The sequence below is a fragment of the Campylobacter sp. RM12642 genome, assembly GCF_020137635.1.
Classification (GTDB): domain Bacteria; phylum Campylobacterota; class Campylobacteria; order Campylobacterales; family Campylobacteraceae; genus Campylobacter_E.
The window spans coordinates 1-24,947 of the sequence record NZ_JACGAT010000008.1 but is presented as its reverse complement, the minus strand read 5'-3'; the positions used below and the strand labels follow the sequence as shown (position 1 = coordinate 24,947).

Here is a 24,947-nt window from a genome sequence, read left to right as displayed (position 1 = left end):
TTTAAAAAAGTTCTAGTAAAACCATTTATTTTTTCAAACTAACTAAATTATAGTAAAGCACGGCTTAGCCTAAGCTTAAAGCAATTCACCTAACCCTAGCAAATTAGCCGTGTTTTGCTAGGGTTTATACATATTTAAGTAATTTTATTCCGATTACAAAATAATCAATCACTAAACCTAAAGCTAATAATACAAACGGACTTATATATACTAATGTCTTATCCTTATATTTTATGCATAGAATTATACCTGTGATTAATCCTAAAAAACTTACTAGATAGTTTAGAATAAATGCCTTTAGGGTGTAGTAATTAAAGCTTTCTATATCGCCTACATTTTTATTAATATTAAGTATTTTATCCTTTACTATTGTTTCATTATCGTTATTTTTACTTAATTCATATTCATTAAAATGAGATGATAGCATTGTATTTATAAAACTTTCTTTTGTTAGTTCAAGCCCTAGCTCTTTTGCATTTTTTTCATAGCTTTGTTTCGTATCTATCGCATTAAGCATTGTATAATAACTTTGCAATTTTGAACCTAAATTCTCTAACTTATAAGCTCTTTTTTCTATCCATTCATCTTCACTTAATATTCTTTCTCCTGTAGGTGCTACTTCATCTACATATTTAAAATACTCTTCACTAGCTTTAGATAATAATTTATGCCTTTCCATTTCTTTATCTATATAATCACTTGTAAAAGGTGTATAACCTTTAGTGGTATTAAAATATTTTTTTATATTACTTTCACTTAAAGGTATTTTTATAGCTTGAAGATTATTAACAACTTTTTCTGAATAGTCTTTTATGCTCTGATTTGCTTTGCCATACTTTTTATAATTTTCAATTGTTTTAATTTTATAATCATTGTGCCATTCTTGTGGTAATTGCTTTATTAGTTCTTCATCGCTTAGATTAATTTGTAAGCCTTGTGAATATACAAGGCTCATTATAATAATTAATATTTTTTTCATTATTGTGTTGCCTTTAGTGAATATTTACTCGTATAGATATTATCCACTAAAGACTTAATTAATTCTTTACTCTCATTATTATAAGCTGATAATTTATTATTTATTTGATTTCTTATACTCTCTTCAATATCTCTTAAATCACTTGCTACTTTGCCTTTACTTTGCCAAAAACCTGTATAATCAGGGAATACTGACCTTATATCTTCATATTGTGATTTTAGCTTAGTGCCTGAATTTTGATATATCTTCATAAATGTTTTTGTTCTATTTTCTAGCAAGTCTACAGGATGAGAATTACCACCAACTCTAGTAAAAAATCTACCAATATTACCTGTATAGCCTACATTAAAATCCTTACCTTTGCCATTTTCTAATACATCATATATATCATTTAAGCCTTTAGATAACAATAATAAATCTTGTATTTCTTGTATTTCTTCTTCAGGTTTAGAAAATCCTTGTCTTGCTAAAGTATCCTTAAGCATAGTATAAATACCTGAAGTATTGCTATTAATATAAGCTTTATTTTGATTTTTTATATTTTCTAGTTCTTTTTGTCTTTCTTGTAGCTTTGCTAATTCTTGCCTAATTATTTCTGGGTCTTCTAGGTTTGATGCGGCAGTTGTTAAACTAGTGGCTAATTGTTTTATCTTACTTGCATTATTTAGAAACTCCTGCTCTATAGCTTTATTTTGCTCTTGTGCTTTATTAAACATAGCTAAATCTACATTAGAAACGCCATTATTTCTCACGCTATTTGCACCATTACCACTACCTTTAGGAATAGGGTTAAAATTACTTTCTATTGCATTATAGCCTGAAGATACATAACCTAAATGTTTCGTAGCTTGGGTTTTCATATCTAAATATTTTTGAGCGTTTGCTATTTGAGTAGTATTATCAGCTAGTGGGTCATTAAAAGATGATATCATCTTATAATCTAAGTTTTTAAAATAAGCATTCTTTAAATCATCTCCTTTTAAGTTAGGAAACTTGAGTGAAAACTCATTAAAATCACTCATTACTTTTTTAGCTTCTTCTTGTTCTTTATAAACTTGGTCTTTAAAGAACATATTTTGCTTACGCTCGGCTATCGTTGAATAAATATTGTTTATATTTGCTTTATGGCTTTGTTGTTGCATTTTAAATTTTCAGGTTGTGTTTTTGTAGCGAATTGATTTTGCTTTAGGGTTTCCATATCGTTTGCAGTTTTTATTTGCTCTTGTGCGATTTTATCATCTTTAGTTTGTCTAGCTATATCTAAATCAATTGCACCTTTTTGTACTTGATTTTCTAGGTTTTCCGTACCAAGTCTAATAAAATAAGAGATTTTTATTAATTTATTTAAAGTAAAAAAGCAATTTCAAATTCTACAAAAATTTCAAATATAAAACTAGGAATTTCCTTAAGAAATCCCTAAAAATTATTTAATTTCATTCAAACCATCAAGGTCTAAAACACCGCCACTACTAGCATTACTAACTAGCTTTTGATACATTCTAAGCCATCTTGAATTAAGCTCTTTTTTAATAGGCTTAAATTCTGCTCTTCTTCTAGCCATTTCTTCATCATCAATTAATAGATTTATAGTGCATTTAATAGTGTCAATTTCTATTAAATCTCCATCTTTAATAAGCCCTATTTCGCCACCTTCAGCAGCTTCAGGTGAGCAATGCCCTACACTAAAACCACGAGTCGCCCCGCTAAATCTACCATCAGTAAGCAATGCAACAGACACACCTAAGCCCCTACCCATAATAAGACTTGTTGGGCTTAACATTTCTTGCATTCCAGGACCACCTTTTGGACCTTCATAGCGAATTACTACACAATCTCCAGCAACCACTTTTCCACTGCTAATCCCTGCTATTGCTTCATCTTGAGAATTAAAGCAAACACATTTACCACGGAAAACCTTATCACCAACGATACCGGCTACCTTTATTACCGCACCTTCTCTTGCGATATTGCCAAATAATACGCATAATCCACCACGCTCAGAGTATGGATTATTTAAAGTTTTTATAGCCTTTCCATCAGGATTACTATCTTTAATCAGTTCTCCTATGCTATCTCCACTAATAGTAAGTGCATCTTTGCTAAAGAATTTACTTTTTTTGCTAACTTCATTCATTATTGCATATATTCCACCACTACTTCCTACATCTTGCATATGAGTTCCTGGCAGACTTGGGCTAACCTTAGCTATATGTGGTGTATCTTGAGCGATTTCGTGCATTAATTTTAAATCAATCTCATAAGCATAAGCTTCTTTTGCAATTGCTAAAGTGTGTAAAATTGTATTCGTGCTACCACCCATTGCCATATCACAAACAAGAGCATTTTTTAAACTCTTATTATTTAAAATATTTCTAATTTTGTATTTTTCGCTTAGCTCTTCGCTCTTTGCAATCTCACAAATTCTTCTTGCAGCACTTCTTAATAATTCTTCTCTTTCAGAAGTTAAAGCTAAAATAGTTCCATTTCCTTTAAGTGCAATACCAAGGCTTTCCATTAAAGAATTCATTGAATTTGCAGTAAACATTCCACTGCAACTTCCAGCTCCAGGACATGCGGCACATTCAATTTCTTTTAATTTCGCTTCATCAATTTTACCAACTTCGTATTCGCCAACCGCTTCAAACGCTGTATTTAAATCAATTTGAGAACCATCTTTAAGCTTACCTGCAGCCATCGCTCCACCACTTACAAAAATAGTAGGCACATTCACTCTTAAAGCCCCCATAATCATACCTGGAGTAATTTTATCGCAGTTTGGAATAGCTATCATTGCATCTAGGCTATGTGCGTTCATAACCGTCTCAACACTACTTGCTATTAATTCACGACTTGGCAACGAATAAAGCATTCCACTATGTCCCATAGCAATACCATCATCAACACCAATGCAGTTAAACTCAAATGGCACACAGCCGTTTTTGCGTATTTCATCTTTGATAATTTCAGCATATTTGTTTAGATAAAAATGCCCTGGAATAATCTCTATAAAACTATTACAAACCCCAATAAATGGCTTTGCAAAATCTTCATCTTTTAGCCCAACGGCTCTTAATAATGACCTACTTGGTGCTTTTGTATAACCTTTTTTAATAGTATCACTTCTCATTATTGCTCCTTTTTATATATTAATAGATTTTCAAATTCCTATTTTAAATTCTAAATAAAAATATTATGTGGTTCTTCAGGTTTGCTTAGCTCATACCCTTGAGCTTTTTCTATTCCATAATCTTGAACTATTTTTAAAATTTCTTGATTTTTTACAAACTCAGCCACAACTTCATAACCTTGCTTATGAGCAAATCCTACTAGAGTTTCAAGAACGGTTCTAGCATTATTATCAATTACTAAACTTTCAATAATTGAGCCATCAATTTTTAAATAATCAAACTTAATTTTTAATAATCTATAAAAATTTGAATATCCACTACCAAAATCATCTATTGCTATCTTACAACCCCTAAACGAAATTGATTTTAAGAAATTTGATAAATCATCGTATTTATCAATACTTTCGCTTTCTAATATCTCAACACATAAAGCTTCTGGGCGAGAGCATTTTTCTAATCTACCTTCAAATACATCTCTAGTTTCTTTATTGATAATATCAGAGTTAGCTAGGTTTATACTAAAATTCGCATTAGGATATTGCTCTATCAAATCAAAAACCTTATTAATTACTACTTCTTGAATATCTTTATAAAGACCCACTTTTCTTGCTACATCTAAGAAAAGTCCCGGTGATACTATATTATTATGTTCATCTCTTAACCTAACTAATACTTCATAATAAGAAACTTCTTTTGTAATAGAATTATGCACACCTTGACAAACCACAAATATTTTATCATTTTCTAAAGCATATCTTATCTGACCTACTACTCTTTGTTGCTCTGCGTGTTGTTTTTCTATACTTAAACCTTCTTTATAAACACAATAAGGCTCTTTTGTTTTAATAGTCTCATAACTTGCTAAGATTGCTTGTGCAAGTCTATTAATAATCTCTTGATTTGACTTTCTAATATCACGCTCACTTGAAATTCCGATATTTAATTCTAAGTCTTTAAGTTCCATACCAGAATTTATTTTTAACTCAAATTTATTTTTTTTACCCCTTGTAGAGTTGATTGTTTGAGTTTTAAAATGATTTTGTATCAAATCAGCTGCTGCCATAGCTTCTTCGTGGTTTTTATAAACTATACAAAACTCGTCTAGTTGCAAATGATAAATACTGGTGCTTTTTAATACCTCATCGTTATTTTTCACATTTAAAGCATTTTTTAAAGAATTTGCAAAAATCTTTATAATTTCATCAATCATAATAGTTGAATAATTTAGCCTTAAATCATTGAAATTATCAATTTTTAAATATAAGAAAATATTATTTTTATTAGCTTTATCGTCTTTTAATTCCCTATCTTGTAAAGCCTGTAAAGATAATAAACCTGTTAAGCTATCTGTATCTAATTTCTTTTGCATATTATCAAGCTTGGTTTTATAATCTTTAATTTGTAAGATTTTTTTAGTTACATCAACCTTATTAATCAGCTCAATATTATCACCTAAATTTTTTCTAAACACAGAGAAAAATCTAGTTTCTTTTCTACTTGTAATATCATTTTCATTATAAGCTTGGATTTTACTATGACTTTCTTGAATTAAAGTTCCATAATCAAACCCCTTAGCACTATCACTTAAATCAATAATCCCATCTAACGAATCATAAAAATTCACAGCTTGTGCTTTTCTTATGCTTTCACTTTGTTCGGTTGGTGCATGGACATTAAATGTAAAGGTATCATTTACATATTCAGCATATAAATTCTTTTTATTTTTTGTATTAATTAAAACTTGTTGAATTGGAGAATTTAAAAATGCTTTATATAAAATATTTAAAGCATTTGTTAAATCAGAGCTATATTTAAAAATAATAAAAGTAGTAAATATTAATAAAACTGCAAAAATTGCACCAACTAATACTAATTGGTCATTTGTTTTTTCTAAGCATTCAATTTTCGTTAGAATTTGTAATTTTAATTGAGTTAGAATATTTTCAAAATCTGTAAAATTCTTAATCTCATTCTTTTCTTCGTGCAATTGCTTCACATCACTTAATAATTTTCTACTTAAAATTAAATATGTTTTTTCATCATCAATAGTTGCAATTTTATCTTCTAAAAGCTCTATATATTCTTTATCTTTATCTAATTTGGTTTTTGCATAATTTTGTTTTAGTTCAATTAATTGTGTTTTATAATCAATAATTTGTTTTGTATTATTTTCTATTAATGAGTCTAAAAATTCAATATATCCTTTTATTGAACTCACGCTAATTTTAGTAGCAAATATATACTCTAAAACATTTTGTTTTACATCAACCAATTTTGATTGAGAATAAAGCACATTAAAGCTTTTAAAATCACTTCCACTAGTTCCTAATAAACTATTAAAATCTTTTATATATTGCTTTAATTGTTCTATACTTTTTTTAATTTTTTCTTCTTCAGCCATACTCAACTGATTATTGTTTTTAAGAATTTGAATTAATTCACTAGTTTTAATATCAATTTCGCTTAATTTTTTACCACTACTTTCAAAATTTGCATAAATACTTGGTCTTTCTATATTTAGCATTAATTCTTGATTATCTAACATAATTTCGTGTATATGGTTGTTTATATCGTAATTAATATCTATTTGATGAAGTTTGGTAAAAAATATACCAGTACAAACAAATATACCAATCATCATAGCAGCAATAAATATTTGTAAAATTTTTTGAACGAATGTTTTTATTTCTATGTTTTTATATTCTCTATTCATCTTTCTTCCAAAATCTTAGGTCTTTTTCCTTCAAGGGTTTTTAAAAATTCTATTATATCATCAACATCTTTATCTGGCATAACTATTCCTAGCTGACAAGCAGCCATAGACCTAACAATATCTTCTAAATTTTTAAAAGCTCCTTTATAAGTATATGGTTGAGTTATTGTAATATTTCTTAAAGTAGGCACTTTTACTTTACCATCTTCTAATTTACAGCCTTCTGAAAAGCTAGTATTTATATCAGCAATTATATTGCTTCCAAAATTACTACCATTATGACACGACGAACAGCCATAAAAATTAAATAATTTCAGCCCTCTTTTAGCTCTTATGCTAATAGCATCTTTATCTCCTTTTAAATATAAATCAAAAGGAGAATCCAGAGTAACTAATGCTTTTTCAAATTCCACTAGCACATTAACTAAATTATCATAATTAGCAGCTAATCCTATATTATTAAACCATCTTTGATATGTTACATTGAATTTAACCCAATCATCAAACTCATCAGGAGTAATATTCATATCATCTCTTAATGTCTTTTTAATTTGTTCTTTTAAATCGGTAATATTTGCGTCTTTAAAAAATAAATTAGAATATGCAATATTTAAAATTGTTGGTGGATTTGTCAAATTATCAGAATTTATACCGGAATCATTTGAGCCGCTACCTGTTAAATTTAAATTATGGCAAGTATTGCAAGATACTTTATTAGGGCTTAAATTAACATCAAAATATAATCTTTTACCAACTGAAGCTAAGTTTTTATCATAAGGTATGGTAGCTAAAGGTTTATACATATTATCTTCTGCAAAAACACAAATAACAAATGTAATTAAAAATATAATCTTATTCATCATTTTCTTTGCATTCCTCACAAACTCCTTTTACTAAAACCGAGCTAACTTGAATTTTTTCAATATTTGGAAATTCTAAATCTTTAGTATGATGACAAATATCACAAACAAAAAGAGCATGATTACCTTTATTTATCTGATAATATCCTTTACCATCTAAATCAATTTTAGTTACTAATTTAACCTTTTGAAACTGCTCCATCGTCCTATAAAATGTAGTTTTATTTGCCTTTGTTTTAAAATCATCAAAACATTTAGGCTCTTTAGCAGCTAAAAGCTCATCTAATAATAAAATTCTAAGTTCTGTAATACCGATATCGTGCTTTTTTAATAATTTAACTGAATTCATTCTGCTAATAATAGCAAAAAAAATTAAAATTTAAACCTAATTTATTTTTTGCAACTAAGTTGCATTTAAGCAACAATTTACTACACTTGCAACTATAAATCATTTATGAAAAGGAATTGCAATGAAAAAGATATTATTAAGTTCATTAGCTAGCGTATATTTATTAGCTAATAATGTAGGAGTTAGCATATTACCACAAGTTGAAATTGTTAAAAAACTATTACCAAATGCAAATATTACAACTCTTATGCCAGCAGGAGCTGACCCACATACTTATGAGCCAAAACCAAAGCAAATGATGGAGCTTAGTAAGGCTAAAGTATTTTTAGGTATCGGGGTTGAAATTGAAGATATATGGCTTAAAAGACTTGCTGAAAATACTAATATAAAAATAATTCACACTGATGAAAATATCCAAAAAAATAATTATTCTCATAAAGAATTAAACGAGCACCATCACGAACATAATGATGATGTGTATAATGGGATTTTTGATGATAATGATGTAAAAAATAGAGATTTAAGTGATTGGATTGGTGATTGGAAATCAATTTATCCTTACGCTAAAAATGGAGATTTTGATGAATATTACAAATTAAAATCAAAGGCAAAAAAAGATAAAACCGAGCAAGAATATAAAGAATATTATCTAAATGGCTATAAAACCGATGTAGAAAGCATAATCATTACAAAAGATAGTATGGAATTTATACAAAATGGTATAAGTAAAAAATCAAATTATAAGTATATTGGATACAAAATATTAACCTATGAATCAGGTAAAAAAGGCGTTAGATATTTATTTGAAGCTACCAATAAAGATGCAGCTTTTAAATATGTGCAATTTAGCGACCACAATATCGCTCCTACAAAAGATTTAGAACATTTTCATATATTTTTTGGCAACTCTAGTCAAGAAGAATTGCTAAAAGAAATGGATAATTGGCCAACTTATTATCCTAAAAATATGAGCGTAAAAGATATTAAAAAAGACTTAATTCATCACATAGGCTCAAATCATAAAGAAGAGCACCATCATCACGAACATCATCACGAGCATTCAGGCTTAGATGTGCATATTTGGACTGACCCTATTTTATTAAAACAAATTGCACAAAATTCAGCTAATGCTTTAAAAGAAGCTTTTCCTAATGAAAGCAAAACAATTGATGAAAATCTAAAAAATTATGAAAAAGAATTAGATGAATTAAACTTAAAAATATATGATTTAACGAAAAATGTGAATGTAAAAGGTTTTATAAGCGCTCATCCATCGTGGGGATATTTTGCTAAAAGATATAATCTTGTTGAATATACTTTAGAATTTGAAGGTAAAGAAATAAAACCTAGTGAATTAGCAAAAATCATAGAAATTGCAAAAGATAAAAAAGCTTGCCTTGTTTTAAAAGCACCGCAATTTAATGATAAATTGGCAAAAACCATTCACAAGGAAAGTGGATTAAAATTAGTAGAAATTAATCAACTTTCTAATGAATTATCTAAGGAGCTTTTAAACTTTGCGAAAATTATTAACGATAATTGTTCTAAGCATTAATATATACGCTTGTGCTTTATGTGCTTTATATACGCCAACTGCTCATGTTAGCTTTAAAGGAAATTCCATTTCATGGGAATTTTCTTCTAATTTTTCACAAACACTATTAGACGGCTATGATTTAAATAATGACAAGAATTTAGATGAAAAAGAATTAGTAGCCGTTCGTGCTGCTTTGCTTGATTATTTACTACCTAGAGATTTTTTAACTACTTTAAAATATTATGATTTGCCATTCGGAGAAAGCAAAAAAATCAAATTTATTGTTAAAGATATTAAAGTAAGTTTTGATAAGGAGCTTTTTTTAGAATACTTTATAGATTATGATTTTAGTCCTAAAATTGATAGAGTTTTAATGTTTTCGGTAGAGGATTTAGATGGGTTTTTTAATTTTAAAATAAAAGAAAATACCTATAAAATAGATGGTTTTAGCATTAATGAAAATATTAATCTAAATGCAGTTTATTATGAATTTCAAAAAGCAAATGTAATAGAAAAAATAGCTCAAAAAGTAGATGAAAAAGTAGAAAAATCAAAAGAATTTGAAACCAACACTTCAAAATCTTTTTATGATATTTTATTAGAAAAATTAGCAAAATTACAGAGCAAAATGCTTGAATTATTAAAAGACAATAGCATATATTTATATCCTATTGCACTAATTTATGGCTTTTTTCACGCTTTATTACCAAGTCATGGAAAAAGCATAACCGCAGCTTATTTTATGAACTCTAAGAAAAAAATATTATTTTTTAGTCTAAAAGTAGGTTTTATTCACTTAGTAAATGCCTTTATAATTGCTAGTTTTTTCTCTTTATTTAATCTTTTAAATCTTAATAAAATTTCAGGATTTTTAATAAGTTTCTTAGCACTTATTTTGCTTTATTTAAAACTAAAAAAACCACAAATTTCACAAATTGCAAAAACACCAAATAATATAAAAAGCTTTAGTGTGGCTAATGAGAATAGAATTTTAAATGTAGTAAATAAAGAAAAAGTTCTTGATAATTTCTTAGCATTTAGCATAGGTTTATTACCTTGTCCTGGACTTATTTTAGTAATTGGTTTTATAAGTAGCTTAGGTGCTAGAGCTTTTATAGCGGCTTTATTAATCGCATTAGGTATGAGTTTGGCTATATTTTTAAGTGCATTTATAATAACAAGATTTAAATTTAACTCAAAAATAGAGATTTTAAGCCTTGTATTTGTAATATGCGTTGGATTATTTATAGGATTTTTTGGATGATTGAAGTAAAAAATGTAAGCTTTTCTTACGATACGGAAGAGATTTTAAGCAATATTAGTTTTAATGTAGAAAAAAATGAATTCGTAGGAATTATAGGAGCAAACGGCGGTGGCAAAAGCACAACTTTAAAGCTTTTATTGGGTTTGTTAAAACCAAGTAAAGGCGAAATTATTATAAATACAAATAAATTAAGTTATGTTCCGCAAGTTGCTAATATAAATCCTAGTTTCCCTATCAATGTTTTAGATGTAGTTTTGATGGGAACTTTAAAAAGAAATTCATTCTTTTTTAATTCAAAACAAGATAAATTAAATGCACTTTTAGCACTTGAAAAATTGGGCTTAAAAGATTATGCAAATAAAAGATTTGCAAGTTTAAGTGGCGGGCAAAAGCAAAGAGTTTTAATAGCTAGAGCAATACTTAGTGGCTGTGAATTATTATTACTTGATGAGCCTACTGCTAGTATTGATGCAAAAGGACAAATAGAAGTGTTTGAATTATTAAAAAGCCTTAATAATCAAGGAATTAGCATAATTTGTGTTTGCCACGATATAGCTTTAATTTCTTCGTATGCAAATAAATTAATTCATATTAGCAAGACTGCACATTTACACAAAATCACAAAAGGTCTTGATAGCAACAAATTATTACACTTAGCAACGCATAAAAATAATTTATGCGAAGTTGATATATGGGAAAATTATGGAATATCTAAATTATAATTTTATTCAAAATGCAATTTTAGCAGCGGTTTTAGTAAGCATTGCTTGTGGGATTATAGGAGCGCTTGTTCTTACAAATCGCCTTGTAGCAATGGTAGGTGGTATCTCTCACGCAGCTTATGGTGGGCTTGGGATTTCGCTTTATTTTGGAGTTAGCACTATGCTTAGTACTTTAGCCTTTGTTATTGCTTGTGCTGTTTTGATTGCATATTTATCAAGAAATTACAAAAATCAAGATGCTGTAATTGGTGTAGTATGGGCTTTTGGAATGAGTGTTGGGATATTGCTTAGCGATTTAAGTCCTAATTCAAATTCCATAGTTTTTAGCTATTTATTTGGAGCTATTTTGGCAGTTGAATTAAGTGATATTTATATTATGCTAGGTGCTGATATAGCTTTTATCATAATGGCTTTTGTATTTTATAGACAATTAATAGGAGTTAGCGTTGATAGTGAGTTTTGCAAGGCAAATGGTGTTAATGCAAATCTAATTTATTATATGCTAATAATTGCAGCCGCTATTTGTATAGTGATTAGTTTAAGAGTAGTTGGAATGGTTTTAATACTAGCTTTGCTTTGTATTCCTAGCTATATTTCTTCTATGTTTTGCACCAAGCTCTCATCTATGATGATTATTTCTGTATTATTATCGCTATTTTTTTGCTTAGGTGGATTAATTTTAAGTATTGCTTATGAATTAAGTAGCGGAGCTTGTATAATTTTACTTGCTTGTTTTTGCTTTATGATTGCTTATGTTTTAAGTTTTATTGTGAAAAAAAGAATTTGAAATAAGATAAAGCTCATTTCAAATTCTAAAATTATTTTATAAATATCTTTGCAAGTGCTTCATTTACCTGCATTGAAGCTTTTTCGTAATTTTCATTTTTTACCCATAGTTGAATTGCTATTTCTATATTAGCATCATTTACATTTTTAACCCCTACATAAATTGCTGGATTTTTTAAAATTAATTCATTTTGACCTAATGCTGTTTCAACTTCTTTTCTAACATCACATAAAGTTGATGGGTCAATTACTTTAGAATAATCAATTCTTCTTGTTTTTTCACGAGAATAATTATAAATATTATCGCTTATAACTTTTGAGTTTGGAACTATTATATTTGTATTATCGTATGTTCTAAGCGTAACTGAAAATAAACATATATCAGATACAAATCCTTCTCCTGCACCAAATTTTACATAATCACCTATTTTAAAAGGTCTAAACACTACAACCAAAACACCCGCAGCTATATTTGATAAAGTTTCTTTAAATGCAAAAGATATAGCAAAAGATGTAGCTGTAAATAAAGCAACGAATGAAGTCGTATCAACACCAACATTATTAAGTGCTGCTAGAATTCCAACAACTAAAATTATAATTTTTACAAGCTTAACTAAGAAATTGGTTAAAGTCTCATCTGTGCTAATTTTAATTAAAGTAACTCTTAAAATTTTTCCTACAACTTTCATTAAAAACAATGCTAAAACAATAATAAGAATTGAACCTAAAATCTTAAAACCATATTTTAAGAAAAATCCTTCAAAATCAAAACCTGCACTTTGCAAATCAATTAGTTTATTCAGAGTTTCTGTGGTTGTGGCTTTTACATCTTGAATTGTTGTATCCATCAATATCCTTTTTAAAAAATTTGAAAATGAATATTAACAATTAATTACTTAATTTTAATTAATATTATTCTCTAATCTAATTAAAAGGAGTAAAAATGAAAAATATTTTAGTGCCTATGGCAAATGGAGCTGAAGATATTGAATTAATTAGCATTATTGATATTCTTCTAAGGGCGAAAAATTATGGAGCTAATATAAATGTAATTTGTGCTAGTTTAGATGATAATTTAGAAGTTACACTAGATACTGGTATGGTTTTAAAAGCTAAGGTAAAACTAAGCGAAGTTGATACTAAAAACATTGATGCAATTGCATTAGCAGGTGGTTTTGGTGGTATGACAAACCTTAAAAATAGTGAAAAAATCAAATCAATTTTGCAAGATTTAAATTCTCAAAACAAATTAATAGCAGCAATTTGTGCTTCTCCAATAGTTTTAGCAAATGCTGGAGTTTTAAGTGATGAATTTACTTGCTATCCAGGTTGCGAAGAAGGAATTAAAGGAACAAGATTAAATGAGCCTGTAGTGGTTCGTAAAAACATAATCACAAGTGCTGGACCTATCACTTCATCTTATTTTGCACTTACAATAGTAAAAGAAATGGGATTTTTAGACCAATTTAATGGAATGCTTGAAGGTTTATTAATAAATCAATTTGGAATTAAATTCTAATTAAAATATATTGAGTGTTTTTCAACACTCAATTAAAATATTTTCTTCTAACAAAGGAGCTAAAAAAAGCTAGAACAAAATACTTTTTTAAAAAAATATAAAATGAAAAAGATTGTTAAAAATGAAGTGGCCGGGAGAAAGGGATTCGAACCCCTGGAGGCTTGCACCTCAACGGTTTTCAAGACCGCCGCTTTCGACCACTCAGCCATCTCCCGAAAAATTATCAAACAAGCGATAAAAGATTTTTTGCAAAAGCCTTATTGGAGGTGATACTCGGATTTGAACCGAGGATCAAGGCTTTGCAGGCCCATGCCTTACCGCTTGGCTATATCACCTTATGGTGCCCAGAGCCGGACTTGAACCGGCACGGTAAAAACTACCGAGGGATTTTAAGTCCCTTGCGTCTACCATTTCCGCCATCTGGGCAAAATATGTAAAATAATGGAGCGGGAAACGAGGTTCGAACTCGCGACCCCAACCTTGGCAAGGTTGTGCTCTACCACTGAGCTATTCCCGCACTTATGAAATAAAGACAGAATTATATATTTTTTTTCTTAAATTAAACTTAATTATAAAAAAAATTATGAAGCTTGTATATTTACACAATTTTTGCCACTTTTTTTACCAAAATATAATTCTTGGTCGGCAATTTTGAAATAATGCTCAAAACTATCTTTACAAGGATTTTTAATAAAAATACCACCAATTGTTATAGTTGGTTTTATGTTATATTTTTTCAATTCTTGTTTTGAAACCGAATTTTTTACTACATTCATATAGTATTCTGCTTCTTGATTGTTTTTTACATTTAATTTCACTACAAATTCTTCACCACCCCATCTAGCAACAACACCATTTAATCCTAACATTTCATAATGAATTGCTGATGCTACACTTTTTAAAACTATATCGCCTATATCATGACCATAAGTATCATTAATTCTTTTGAAATTATCTATATCACAAATTGCTATTAAAAGTGATTCATCTTTATTGAAGTTAGGAATTATCTTTTCTTCAAAGTATTTTCTATTAAAAAGACCTGTTAGAAAATCTCTATAAACCAAATAAGTTAAGTCGGATAATTTTTTATTTGAAGTAACCGTTGCAAGACCACCATAAATTAACATAAAAACAGAGCTTGAAAATGTATTGATATAGAAAAACAAATCTTGACTATTACTATATTCACCTACTAAATAATGTCTAAAATAATATAAACCATATATGCTAAAAAGCAAAAATAAACTTACTGATATTCTATAAAGCCACTTGCTAAAAAATGTAAATTGCAAGAAAAATAAGCACATCATAATAGTGCTAAATCCACTTTCAAACCCTAAATAATAAGAACCCATAATTTGGTGTAAAAATATTTCGGCAAATGCTACAAAAAACGCTGCTGTTATTTTGTCTTTTAAATAAAAGCAAATTGCTACAAAATAACTCGTTATTGAGTAAATATTAAAAATAGCCATAGGAAAAATACCATTAATTAAAAACAAAAAACAATAAACACAATGTGTAATAAATATAGAAACAAGTAGCCAAAGGTTTATGTCTATTTCTTTTAATAATTTAATAAAGTCGTTTTTAATTGTTTTTCCTTGTTTTAATTATAGTTAAGTAATTTTGCCTAAAATTGTTTAACACTTTGATGATAAGGATTAATATGGAAAGCACTTTAGTTGCACTTGGGGTATCAACTTTTAAAATAGCACTTTTATTATCACTTCCGATGCTCTTAGCTGGACTTATTGCAGGACTTTTAATAAGTATATTCCAAGCGACTACGCAAATTAACGAAATGACTTTAAGTTTTGTACCAAAAATCATTTTGGTTGTTGTAATAATAATATTCTTAATGCCTTGGATGATGAATCAAATGATAGATTTTACAACTATGATATTAAATAAAATTCCAAGTTTTGTTAAATGATTTATCTAGCACAAACCGATACTACAGCTGGATTTTTAAGTAAAGATTATAAAGAAATTAATTTAGCTAAAAAAAGAGAAATCAATAAACCTTGCATAATCACAAGCACATATCTAACTAGCCTTAAAAACCTTGCAAGAGTTCCAAATAAATTTAAAAATCAAGTAAGAAAAGCTAAAAAAACAACCTTTATATATAAAAACCAAATATCATTTAGGCTAGTAAATGATAATAAACATAGTATATTTTTAAAAGATTTTAAATATTTATACTCAAGTAGTGCAAATTTGCACGGATATGAATTTGATATAAATTATGCAAAAAATATAGCTAATGTGATTGTGGATTTGGATTTAGCTCAAAAAAGTTCATCAAAAATGTTTAGAATAAACAATTCTAAACTAAAACAAATTAGATAAATTATGATTTAAGTTTAAAGAAACTACCACCACTACCACTTAAAAATAAGCCCTTATTAGCATAATCTAAAGTAATAGAATATAAAGCATTGCAAGGTTTTAGCAAATCGTTTAAATCATAATTTGTAAAATTATTTAAAAGCTCTTTTGTCTTTAATTTACTTAATTCATCATTTGCATAATATTTTGGCTCTTTTGCAAATTCACTAAAAACATCTTTTGTGCTACAAGGTGTGCTAAATTCTAATGAAAAATCACATAAATCATCGCTAAAATCATCAATTATCTCACCATATCCACTAACATTAGCACTCTTTAACCCACTTTCAAAAAAGCTCACATCAGCCCCACTAAGCCTAGCAATTGCTTTAGTATCAAAAGGCTTTATATCATTTAATAGTTTTATAAAACAAGCAGCATTAGAACTAGCACCGCCAAGTCCTGCAAAAGTAGGGATATTTTTGTGTAAAACTAAAGCAAAATTATTTTGAAATTCTTGTTTTAAATTCTCATCAATCAAACTTAAAACTTTTGAAAAAATATCGCTTTTAGAATAAAAATTACTTACTAAATTATCATTTATCAAATAAAATTTATCCATCAAAACATCTTGTTTAAACTCATTTTCATAAGTAATTCCATTGATTTTTAATAAAGAATTTGAATTAGGAATTAAAGTTTTATCTAAATTCCTAGCTTCGCTTTTAGGTATAAAATAAAGCTCATCATATAAATTATCAATTCTATAAAATCTTGAAATTAATTGATGATAATTATCTTTTTTGCCTGTAATTTTTAAAAAGATATTAATCTTTGCAAAAGCTTTCATTATTTATCTTTTTTATACATTGAAAGTGAGCTTACTAAACTATCTAGCAATTCACTTGAAGATGCAGCTGATTGGATATTTTCATCTTTTATAGAATCTACTAATTCATCTCTTAAAATTAAAGTTTGTTTAGGAGCTTCTATACCGATTTTTACCGAATCGCCCTTTATTTCAAAAATCTTAATTTTAATCCCACCATCAATAACTATTCCTTCGCCTGCATTTCTTGATACTACTAACATTTTTCCACCTTATTTAAAATATATTCTATTTTTTCATCTAACCTAATAATGCTAAAACAATCTCCTAAATCTATTTTATAGGTTTTATAATCTTGTTTTTTAAAATCACTTAAGCTTAATTTTTTGCCTAATAGCAAGTCGTTTATATCGCCTAAATAAAAATTTTCTTCTAAATCAACACTATTAAAAGCATCATAATTTTTAAATTCTTTAAAGCCGCCTTCACTAAGTCTTCTTAAAGCACTTAAAGTCCCTTTTACGCCTAATTCATCGCAAATTAGCTTAGCGTATGAACGAACATAAGTGCCTTTACTAGCACTTAATCTAAAGCTTATAAATGGGAAATTATAATGCAAAAACTTAGCTCTCACACTCATTACACACTCATTTAGCTCAACCTTTTCGCCATTTCTAGCTAACTCATATGCTCTTTTACCATTGATTTTTTTAGCACAAAATATAGGCGGAGTGTAAGTTATATCTCCTTGATACTTAGCAAATGCTTGCATAATTTGCTCTAAACTAGGCTCTTTAACACTACAAAAGCTTATGTTTTCATTATCTAAGCTAGGACTAACTGCACCAAGCCAAATCGTTGCTTCATAGACTTTTGGCTCAAGATTTAAAAAGCGAAATAATTTTGCGTGTTTTTTATCAGCACAGAGTAATGCCCCGCTAGCAAATGGGTCAAGTGTGCCTGAATATCCTAGTTTTAGCCCTAATTTTTTACCTAATTTTAAAGCGTAAGAATTAGAGCTAATATTAATTGGTTTGTTTGCTAGAAAAATCATTATTCAAAAATAATTTTTACTTTATCGTTTTCTAAGCCATTTTCTATTATTTGCATACTTGTAAGACTACTAGCAACTGCGTTTTCTACTTCCATTACTTGATTAGGACACATCATTTTTGTGCTTGCTGGATTTTTATAATAAATATTATTATTTTCTTGTTTTATAGCACTAAAAATTCTATTGCAACCTACAAACATTCCTAATTTATTATCTTCAATTATTAAAGACCAATTACTAGAATTGCTATATTCTTTATTTGTGTCTTTAACTATAATTTTTGATATTTTATATTCTTTATTTTCTAATTTTTTCACTTCTTTTGCTACCTCAACATTGTTAGTATTCGCACAACCAAAAAAAGCTAATACGCTTAATAATATTAAAGATTTTTTCATTTATTTTCCTTTGCTTTATTTATACTCTCTCTTAGTAATCCCTCATCAGCTTTACCTAAAATAAAATACTCATTGCCTAGTTTTTGATACTTACCATCTTTTAACATTACCTTAAAAGGTAATTGAACCTGAGTATTATATTTTATATCATCGGTTATTGCTTCTACTATCAAATCTGCTCTTTTATCATTTGTTAAAAAATAATACGCATTATAGTTCTTTGCAAATTCTTTTAATTTTTCATTATCAGCTTCTTCTGCATAAGATAATCCAACAAACACTAAATCATCTAAATGCTTTGATTGTATATCAAAAAGCATTGGAGCTTCGGCTCTACAAGGCTGACAAAAAGTCCCAAATATATCAATAATTAAAATTTTATTGCTATCAACCAAACTAAAGCCATTTTCTTCTCTTTTGATTTTTATTTCTTGATTATCCCAACTTTTTAAAGTTAATATATCTCCAGTTTTAATACTTGTAGTTTTAGCTTCATCGTTGCAAGCACTAAAAAATAAAGCAATAAAACTAGCAACAAATAATAATTTTTTCATACCCACTCCTTAAAAACTTCTAATAAATACGCTATGCATAGGTTTTCCATCTTTATCAAGTTTGTAATACTTAAATGTAATTTTGGTTCCTATGTTTAATGGTTTATTTATTTCGTTAATATTAAAACCACTGCCTATAGTAATAGTTGTAAGTTCGTTATTATTTAATTTTTCATCAGTAAATTTAGTAAGGGCTCTTAAAGCGTTAATCTTTTTCCATTGGCATTCATAATTAATTAGCTTACCTTCATTGTTTAAATTAGTTTTTGATATAACGCAATTATCTTTATAAAACTTTCTAATTTGCACTATTTTATCTTGTCTTGGAACATCATAATCAGTATTCTTTTTGTGTAAATACACACCTTCTGATTCTTTTAAAATAACTTCGTTAAAAAAATCTATAAACTCATCTTCGCTATTAAATTCATTTTGAACTACAAATGTAATATTTTTATTAGGATGTTCTTTTAAATAATCTCTTAAATAATTTAACCTATCTTTTAAATCTCCCTTTTGATTAGGGACATCAACCACATAAAACTTAGCACATTTAAGCTTATTTAACATAACATCATTAAAGGTATCATAATAATCAGTCCCACAAAATAAAAGACCTTTTATCTCAAAAGGTGGAAAATCCTTTGTAAAATCTTTGCTAATTTCATAAGTTTGATTATGATTATTATATAACTTTTTACCATCCCAATTAGCACCCATACCATCAAGATATTCACTCACATAATAATCTCTTACATCAATACTTTTTAATTCATCAAAATCACTACCCTTAAATGAATTACCAAGTAAAGTTGAAAAAAACATACAAAAAATTAAAAAAAATTTCATCCGTTCTCCTAAAATTTATATAATTCTTTAAAAAACTTTAAAATAAAAATCTAAATCTATTAATTAAGGGGACTTATGATTTCTAAAATATCTATTTCTAAAAAACTTTTATTGCTTACAAGCACATTTTTAATTATATTATTAATTTATAATATTTTGCTAATTAAAAAGAGTTATGAAACATATAATTCTTCAATAATTGCTCAAGATAGCGTAAAAATCATATCAACAAATAGTGAAATAATTCATTTATTACAAGTAGAGCGTGGTCTTAGCGTAGGATTTTTAGCTGGTGCTAATAAGCAAGCACTAATAGAACATAGAAATAAATTTGTTTTAAATAATGAATTAAAAAATGAAGTTGATAATCTAAGAAATATGGTTGATAATAAAGCCAATAGAGCTATAGTATTACAAAATTATACCAATTTAATAAATCAACAAATCAAAAAAGTAAAAGATATTTCTCAAAGTCTTGATGAAAGCTATGCTAGTTTAAGCGATGCTCTTAATTTAGTATCTACTACTAAAGAAAGATATGGATTATTAAGAGGGACTTTAAACGGAGTATTTAATGCAAATACTATGGATATTAATACTTTTTCAAATATTAGTTATCTAAATACAAGCATTACTGGAAAATTACAAGAATTAAAAGAACTAAAGATTAATTTTATTGATGAATATTTAAAAAATCTTTCAAATCTTGAAAGCTATAAAAAACTTCAAGAATTTATATCAACTGCTATGAATAATAATATAAATGGTAATTTTAATATAAATGCAAATGAATTTTTCCAAGTAGCTACTAATGTGATAGAAGATTATAAAAAATTAGAAAACGAAATAACAAATCAAATTCTAAATAAAGCAAATGTAAATAAGTCTGAAGCTCAACAAGAAATAATTATTCAAATAATAATAGCCTTATTAGCACAGATTTTAAATATGTTTTTAGCTTATATAATATCTAAAAATATCATTAAAAATCTTAGCTTAATTAATACTGGTCTTAATAGCTTTTTTGATTTTTTAAGATATAAAAGCAATGATGTAGATAAAATAATCACAAATAATAAAGATGAATTTGGCAAAATGGCTATGCAAATAAATGCAACCGTATTAGAACTAAAACAAAATTATGAAAAAGACCAAACCTGTATAAATGAAATTACAAATATTACAAATTCTATCAAACAAGGTAATTTAAATAATGAAATCACCAGCGAACCTTACAATCCAAAAATAAAAGAATTAAAAGAAATTCTAAAAGAAATGTTGCAAACTCTAAAACTAAAAATAGGAAAAGATATTAACCAAATTGATGAGCTATTAAAAGAATACTCAAATATGAAATTTAAAAATAATATAAAAAACCCAATAGGAGAAATAGAAAATAGCCTAAATACCTTGCAACAAGAAATTAAAAATATGCTTTATTCTCAAGAAAATATAAGCAATACTTTAAAATCAAATTCTAATAATTTAAAAGAAAATATGAAACTTTTATTAGATGGTAGCAAAAAGGCTAAAAACAACCTTGAAGAAAGTGCAGTAGCAATCAATCAAATGTCAAGTTCAATGACTGCAGTAGCTCAAAAAAGCCAAGAAATAATCCAACAAAGCGATAGCATAAAAAGCGTAATTGATGTTATTAGAGGCATTGCAGAAGATACAAATTTATTAGCTTTAAATGCTGCTATTGAAGCAGCGCGTGCAGGTGAGCACGGGCGTGGATTTAGCGTGGTTGCAAGTGAAGTTGGCAAATTAGCTAATAACACTAGCTCATCATTAAATCAAGTAGAAGCTAATGTAAAATTATTAGTCCAACAAATTCACGATATTGGTATGAGTATAGATGAGCAAACTCAAGCAATTAATCTAATCAATACAACCATAAGCGAAATTGATGAGCTAAGTAAAGAAAATGATAATATTGCAAATGATACAAATAAAGCTGCAAATAGCGTAGATAGTCTAGCTAGCAATATTTTAGATGATTTAAACAAAAAAGAATTTTAATTATCCTAGTTTTTAGGATAATTAAAATAAGAATTTAAATTATAAATTCTTAATAATTTTCGGAGTTTTAAAGCAGTCTTTCTCCCAGTTTTTAATGCCATTAAATTTTTCTATATCTACTTTACAAGTGTGAGCTGTGTTGCTATTTGATACTGCTGAACTTGGGCTTGAGCTTGTTAGCACATTTACATTTCCATTTAGGCACCTTTTACCATCAATTTGCCACCAAGCACCTTGAAAAATCAAAATATTATTAGGATTAATATCACAAATTATTCTAGCCCCCACTAAAATCTCGCCCCTATCATTAAAAACTCTTACAATATCTCCTTGCTTAATGCCCTTTTTAATAGCTAAATCTTTATGCAAATAAACAGGCTCTAAATCATTTTCACTATCTCTTATATCGCTATTATGTAGTTGTGAATGAAGTCTATAAGGACTATGTGCAGAAGTTAAAAATAAAGGATATTCGCTTAAAAGCTCATCTTTTTGCTCGTATTTTGCGATATTGTTTTTTATACTTAAATTAATATTTTTTATGTTTTTAAATCTTGTAAAAGGCTCTAACTCGCTTAAGCCCTGCACTTTTTCATAAGATTTTTCTAAAAACTCATCAAACTCACTTAAAATTATTCCTTTTTTAAAATATCTTTCTTTAATATCTAAATAAGCCAATTTTACTAGGTCTAATTCATCTAAATCACGGCAAAATTCATAAGATTTATTAAATCTTTTTGCTATTTCTTTGCATATTTCAAAATCACTTTTTGCGTTATAAAAAGGCTCTTTTATAGGTTTTAGTGCAAAAATTATTTCTTTATTCGTGCTTTGCTCTATATCATAACGCTCCCCTTCAATAGCAATAGGCAAAACAATATCACTCATCTTAGCTTGAGCCGTCCAAAAAGGCTCAAGTGTGATAATGCACTCAAGATTATTTAAAGCCTTTAAACTCTCATTGCTATTTGGCTGATGGGTAAGATATGAGCCACAAGCATTTATCATTAATTTTATATCAGGATAGATGATTTCTTCATCTTTATAAGTGCTTTTTGTATTAGGCTTTAATAAGCACTCGCTAAGCCTTGAGCTTGGGATATAATGATTTTTGCCTTTTATTTCGCCTAAAAGTGCATTTATATCGCTTAATTTTTCTGTATTTTTTGCACTCTCACCCTTGCAACCACTACTTAAATTAAACTCAATCCCTAAACCATCTTTGCCTATATGTCCGCACATAGCAGCTAAGCAAATTATTGCTAGGTAGTTAAATTCTCCGTTTAATTGTCTTTGAATTGACCTACCTAATAAAATATTACTAGGATTATTTTTAAGCTTTAAGGCTAGATTTTCTAAATCAGTTTTGCTAATACCACAAATCTTACTAGCCCATTCTAAGTCCTTATTTACCCCGTCGTTTATACCTAGAAAATAGTCTTTAAATGTATCAAATCCTGTGGTTTTACTCTCTATAAATTCTTTATCATAAAGATTATTAGTATAAAGATAATTACACATTCCAATAGCCATTGCCATATCAGAATTTGAATTAGGAGTTAGAGTTGTTGCATTCATCATTTTTGCACTCTCATTAGCTCTAATATCTATAAAAATTACTTCAATATCTTTATTTTCAGCCATTTGTTTTAGATATTTTTCGTGTTCGTGCATAGGAACATCGTGAGCAATTTTACTTGTAATAATAGGATTAGCTCCCCAAAACACGACTACTTTAGCGTGTTTGATTATTTCTTTATAATCAGTTGCTCTTTCATAAACACAAGATGAGCCAAAAACATAAGGCATACTAGCTATTGCAGAGCCGGTTGAATAATCTCCTAACTCAAAGACCCCGCCACCAAGAGCATTGATAAGTCTATGAATTAGCATTCTACCCCAGCCGATTTTACCTACCCCACCCCATTCGTAACTTTCAGCATAAATACTGCTAGAGCCGTATTCTTCATAATATTTTTTAAGATTATTTGCAATTAATTCAAAGGCCTTATCCCAAGAAATCTCTATAAACTCATCATCTAATCTATCCTTAGAACCATCTAAAAATCCACGCCTAACGCAAGGATTTTTAATTCTTGAGCTATGATTTATTCTGCTTGTGTAATGATTAATCAAATCAGTCGGGGCTTCATCGTAAATAAAAGGCGTAATTTTATCATCTTCTAAATAAAACGCCCCTACTCTAGTGGCTATTAAATGTTTTTTCATAATTCTTCCTTTATAAATATTATTTTTAGTATATAATCATTTTTTAATTTTACAAAGGAGGGATTATGTTAGCAGCTTTAAAAAGTTTTTGCTTAAAGAAAAATACCGCAAGCAATACAGCTAAAGTATTACTAGCAAGTATTTTAATAGCATTTGCTGCTAATTTAAAAATAAGCATAGACATCATACCCTTTACTATGCAAACTATGGTGGTTTTAACTATATCTTATGCTTTAGGCTCAAGACTAGCTTTATTTAGTTTGATTTTATGGTTTTTAGAAGGTTTGTGTGGCTTTCCTGTGTTTGCTAGCGGTGGTGGTTTGCACGCAATTTTAAGCCCTAGTGGTGGGTATATTTTTGGTTTGATTGCTATGGGTTATATTATGGGAAAAGCTAAAGACCATGATATAAACAATGTCTTTGCGTTAAGTTTATATGCTCTAGTAGCTACTGCGGTGCTTTATATTTGTGGCTTATTTATTTTAAGCTTTTATGTTCCTAAGGATAAAATACTTAGTATAGGGTTATATCCTTTCATAGTAACTGATATTGCAAAAGCATTTTGTGCTGCATTGCTTATAAATCCTGCTTATAAACTATTTAAAAACTTATAATTTATAAGTGCTTTTAAGTCAATAAATCATTTTGACTAAAAGCATTTTTTATTAAATTTCACATTTTTTTATATTTTTTTCAAAAAACTCTTGACAAACAAAATTTTCTTGGCTATTATTACGCTTTTACTTAACGATTACTACTTATTCCGGATTAGCTCAGCGGTAGAGTAGGCGGCTGTTAACCGCTTGGTCGTAGGTTCG

General features: G+C 28.0%; 24 protein-coding genes, 4 tRNA genes and 1 pseudogene. 10 read left to right on the top strand and 19 right to left on the bottom strand.

Features of this window, described 5'->3' with window-relative positions; all coding sequences use genetic code 11:
• Nucleotides 1–124 precede the first annotated feature (124 nt).
• The 6 genes from AVBRAN12642_RS04520 to AVBRAN12642_RS04495 all read right to left on the bottom strand — a co-directional run bounded on the left by AVBRAN12642_RS04520 (nt 125) and on the right by AVBRAN12642_RS04495 (nt 8,029).
• Nucleotides 125–979, bottom strand: a complete 855-nt coding sequence (locus AVBRAN12642_RS04520) for a hypothetical protein (RefSeq protein ID WP_336606965.1) — start codon at nt 977–979, stop codon at nt 125–127.
• Nucleotides 979–2,121: a hypothetical protein gene (locus AVBRAN12642_RS04515; protein WP_336606966.1), complete on the bottom strand. Its 1,143-nt coding sequence runs from the start codon at nt 2,119–2,121 to the stop codon at nt 979–981. The genes AVBRAN12642_RS04520 and AVBRAN12642_RS04515 overlap by 1 nt, the downstream gene beginning before the upstream one ends.
• Nucleotides 2,122–2,402: 281 nt before the next feature.
• Nucleotides 2,403–4,106 carry a dihydroxy-acid dehydratase gene (gene ilvD, locus AVBRAN12642_RS04510; RefSeq protein ID WP_336608012.1) on the bottom strand — a complete coding sequence of 568 codons (1,704 nt, stop codon included), beginning with the start codon at nt 4,104–4,106 and terminating at the stop codon, nt 2,403–2,405.
• Between the two features lie 50 nt (nt 4,107–4,156).
• Entirely contained in the window at nt 4,157–6,820 is a 2,664-nt protein-coding gene (locus AVBRAN12642_RS04505) for an EAL domain-containing protein (protein ID WP_336608011.1), read from the bottom strand.
• Nucleotides 6,817–7,680, bottom strand: a complete 864-nt coding sequence (locus tag AVBRAN12642_RS04500) for a cytochrome-c peroxidase (RefSeq protein WP_336608010.1) — start codon at nt 7,678–7,680, stop codon at nt 6,817–6,819. The genes AVBRAN12642_RS04505 and AVBRAN12642_RS04500 overlap by 4 nt, the downstream gene beginning before the upstream one ends.
• Nucleotides 7,673–8,029 (bottom strand): transcriptional repressor, encoded by a 357-nt coding sequence (locus tag AVBRAN12642_RS04495; protein ID WP_336608009.1) that lies wholly within the window; start codon nt 8,027–8,029, stop codon nt 7,673–7,675. The genes AVBRAN12642_RS04500 and AVBRAN12642_RS04495 overlap by 8 nt, the downstream gene beginning before the upstream one ends.
• A 121-nt stretch (nt 8,030–8,150) precedes the next feature.
• On the opposite strand from AVBRAN12642_RS04495, the gene AVBRAN12642_RS04490 reads away from it, so the two are divergent.
• The 4 genes from AVBRAN12642_RS04490 to AVBRAN12642_RS04475 are packed head-to-tail and all read left to right on the top strand — an operon-like array spanning nt 8,151 to nt 12,339.
• Nucleotides 8,151–9,584 carry a metal ABC transporter solute-binding protein, Zn/Mn family gene (locus AVBRAN12642_RS04490; RefSeq protein ID WP_336608008.1) on the top strand — a complete coding sequence of 478 codons (1,434 nt, stop codon included), beginning with the start codon at nt 8,151–8,153 and terminating at the stop codon, nt 9,582–9,584.
• Nucleotides 9,547–10,830 carry a hypothetical protein gene (locus AVBRAN12642_RS04485; protein WP_336608007.1) on the top strand — a complete coding sequence of 428 codons (1,284 nt, stop codon included), beginning with the start codon at nt 9,547–9,549 and terminating at the stop codon, nt 10,828–10,830. Before AVBRAN12642_RS04490 ends, AVBRAN12642_RS04485 begins: the two co-directional genes overlap by 38 nt.
• Nucleotides 10,827–11,552 carry a metal ABC transporter ATP-binding protein gene (locus AVBRAN12642_RS04480; RefSeq protein ID WP_214116301.1) on the top strand — a complete coding sequence of 242 codons (726 nt, stop codon included), beginning with the start codon at nt 10,827–10,829 and terminating at the stop codon, nt 11,550–11,552. The genes AVBRAN12642_RS04485 and AVBRAN12642_RS04480 overlap by 4 nt, the downstream gene beginning before the upstream one ends.
• On the top strand, nt 11,533–12,339 hold the full coding sequence (locus AVBRAN12642_RS04475; protein ID WP_442862357.1) for a metal ABC transporter permease: 807 nt from the start codon (nt 11,533–11,535) through the stop codon (nt 12,337–12,339). Before AVBRAN12642_RS04480 ends, AVBRAN12642_RS04475 begins: the two co-directional genes overlap by 20 nt.
• 31 nt (nt 12,340–12,370) lie before the next feature.
• Here the strand turns inward: AVBRAN12642_RS04475 and AVBRAN12642_RS04470 are convergent, their stop codons facing one another.
• Entirely contained in the window at nt 12,371–13,186 is an 816-nt protein-coding gene (locus AVBRAN12642_RS04470) for a mechanosensitive ion channel family protein (RefSeq protein ID WP_336608006.1), read from the bottom strand.
• Nucleotides 13,187–13,281: 95 nt separating this feature from the next.
• Here AVBRAN12642_RS04470 and AVBRAN12642_RS04465 point away from each other — a divergent pair, with 95 nt between their 5' ends.
• Nucleotides 13,282–13,857, top strand: coding sequence for a DJ-1 family glyoxalase III (locus tag AVBRAN12642_RS04465; protein ID WP_336608005.1), 576 nt, complete (start codon nt 13,282–13,284; stop codon nt 13,855–13,857).
• 127 nt (nt 13,858–13,984) lie between these two features.
• Here AVBRAN12642_RS04465 and AVBRAN12642_RS04460 read toward each other — a convergent pair.
• From AVBRAN12642_RS04460 to AVBRAN12642_RS04440, 5 genes are all read right to left on the bottom strand, one after another.
• Nucleotides 13,985–14,072, bottom strand: a tRNA-Ser gene (locus AVBRAN12642_RS04460).
• Nucleotides 14,073–14,118: 46 nt separating this feature from the next.
• Nucleotides 14,119–14,192, bottom strand: a tRNA-Cys gene (locus AVBRAN12642_RS04455).
• Nucleotides 14,193–14,195: 3 nt separating this feature from the next.
• Nucleotides 14,196–14,283: transfer RNA gene (locus AVBRAN12642_RS04450), tRNA-Leu, on the bottom strand.
• Between the two features lie 16 nt (nt 14,284–14,299).
• Nucleotides 14,300–14,374: transfer RNA gene (locus tag AVBRAN12642_RS04445), tRNA-Gly, on the bottom strand.
• Between the two features lie 64 nt (nt 14,375–14,438).
• The gene (locus AVBRAN12642_RS04440) at nt 14,439–15,335 is read right to left on the bottom strand and encodes a GGDEF domain-containing protein (protein ID WP_336608004.1); all 897 of its coding nucleotides are present in this window, start codon (nt 15,333–15,335) and stop codon (nt 14,439–14,441) included.
• 194 nt (nt 15,336–15,529) lie between these two features.
• On the opposite strand from AVBRAN12642_RS04440, the gene fliQ reads away from it, so the two are divergent.
• Nucleotides 15,530–15,796, top strand: coding sequence for a flagellar biosynthesis protein FliQ (gene fliQ / locus AVBRAN12642_RS04435; protein WP_214116269.1), 267 nt, complete (start codon nt 15,530–15,532; stop codon nt 15,794–15,796).
• Nucleotides 15,793–16,215, top strand: a complete 423-nt coding sequence (locus AVBRAN12642_RS04430) for a Sua5 YciO YrdC YwlC family protein (RefSeq protein WP_336608003.1) — start codon at nt 15,793–15,795, stop codon at nt 16,213–16,215. Before fliQ ends, AVBRAN12642_RS04430 begins: the two co-directional genes overlap by 4 nt.
• Before the next feature lies 1 nt (nt 16,216).
• On the opposite strand, the gene AVBRAN12642_RS04425 is transcribed toward AVBRAN12642_RS04430, so the two are convergent.
• The 6 genes from AVBRAN12642_RS04425 to AVBRAN12642_RS04400 are packed head-to-tail and all read right to left on the bottom strand — an operon-like array spanning nt 16,217 to nt 19,878.
• The gene (locus AVBRAN12642_RS04425; RefSeq protein ID WP_336608002.1) at nt 16,217–17,044 is read right to left on the bottom strand and encodes a GHMP family kinase ATP-binding protein; all 828 of its coding nucleotides are present in this window, start codon (nt 17,042–17,044) and stop codon (nt 16,217–16,219) included.
• Nucleotides 17,044–17,286 carry a carbon storage regulator CsrA gene (gene csrA / locus AVBRAN12642_RS04420; protein WP_214116264.1) on the bottom strand — a complete coding sequence of 81 codons (243 nt, stop codon included), beginning with the start codon at nt 17,284–17,286 and terminating at the stop codon, nt 17,044–17,046. The genes AVBRAN12642_RS04425 and csrA overlap by 1 nt, the downstream gene beginning before the upstream one ends.
• Nucleotides 17,280–18,077, bottom strand: coding sequence for a tRNA pseudouridine(55) synthase TruB (truB, locus tag AVBRAN12642_RS04415; RefSeq protein ID WP_336608001.1), 798 nt, complete (start codon nt 18,075–18,077; stop codon nt 17,280–17,282). Before truB ends, csrA begins: the two co-directional genes overlap by 7 nt.
• On the bottom strand, nt 18,077–18,475 hold the full coding sequence (locus tag AVBRAN12642_RS04410; protein ID WP_336608000.1) for an META domain-containing protein: 399 nt from the start codon (nt 18,473–18,475) through the stop codon (nt 18,077–18,079). The genes truB and AVBRAN12642_RS04410 overlap by 1 nt, the downstream gene beginning before the upstream one ends.
• On the bottom strand, nt 18,472–19,029 hold the full coding sequence (locus AVBRAN12642_RS04405) for a TlpA family protein disulfide reductase (RefSeq protein WP_214119653.1): 558 nt from the start codon (nt 19,027–19,029) through the stop codon (nt 18,472–18,474). The genes AVBRAN12642_RS04410 and AVBRAN12642_RS04405 overlap by 4 nt, the downstream gene beginning before the upstream one ends.
• A gap of 9 nt (nt 19,030–19,038) precedes the next feature.
• Complete coding sequence (locus AVBRAN12642_RS04400) at nt 19,039–19,878, bottom strand: hypothetical protein (RefSeq protein ID WP_336607999.1); 840 nt, start codon at nt 19,876–19,878, stop codon at nt 19,039–19,041.
• Between the two features lie 75 nt (nt 19,879–19,953).
• Here AVBRAN12642_RS04400 and AVBRAN12642_RS09890 point away from each other — a divergent pair.
• Together AVBRAN12642_RS09890 and AVBRAN12642_RS09885 are read left to right on the top strand one after the other, a co-directional pair.
• Nucleotides 19,954–20,727 (top strand): annotated as a pseudogene (locus AVBRAN12642_RS09890) (nitrate- and nitrite sensing domain-containing protein); the annotation flags it as partial.
• Between the two features lie 99 nt (nt 20,728–20,826).
• A complete protein-coding gene (locus tag AVBRAN12642_RS09885) occupies nt 20,827–21,900 on the top strand; it encodes a methyl-accepting chemotaxis protein (protein ID WP_442862358.1) in 1,074 nt (357 codons plus the stop codon).
• A 39-nt stretch (nt 21,901–21,939) separates the two neighbouring features.
• On the opposite strand, the gene AVBRAN12642_RS04390 is transcribed toward AVBRAN12642_RS09885, so the two are convergent.
• Entirely contained in the window at nt 21,940–24,129 is a 2,190-nt protein-coding gene (locus AVBRAN12642_RS04390) for a molybdopterin-dependent oxidoreductase (RefSeq protein WP_336607998.1), read from the bottom strand.
• Between the two features lie 65 nt (nt 24,130–24,194).
• On the opposite strand from AVBRAN12642_RS04390, the gene AVBRAN12642_RS04385 reads away from it, so the two are divergent.
• Complete coding sequence (locus tag AVBRAN12642_RS04385) at nt 24,195–24,743, top strand: biotin transporter BioY (RefSeq protein ID WP_214116243.1); 549 nt, start codon at nt 24,195–24,197, stop codon at nt 24,741–24,743.
• Nucleotides 24,744–24,947: the final 204 nt, after the last annotated feature.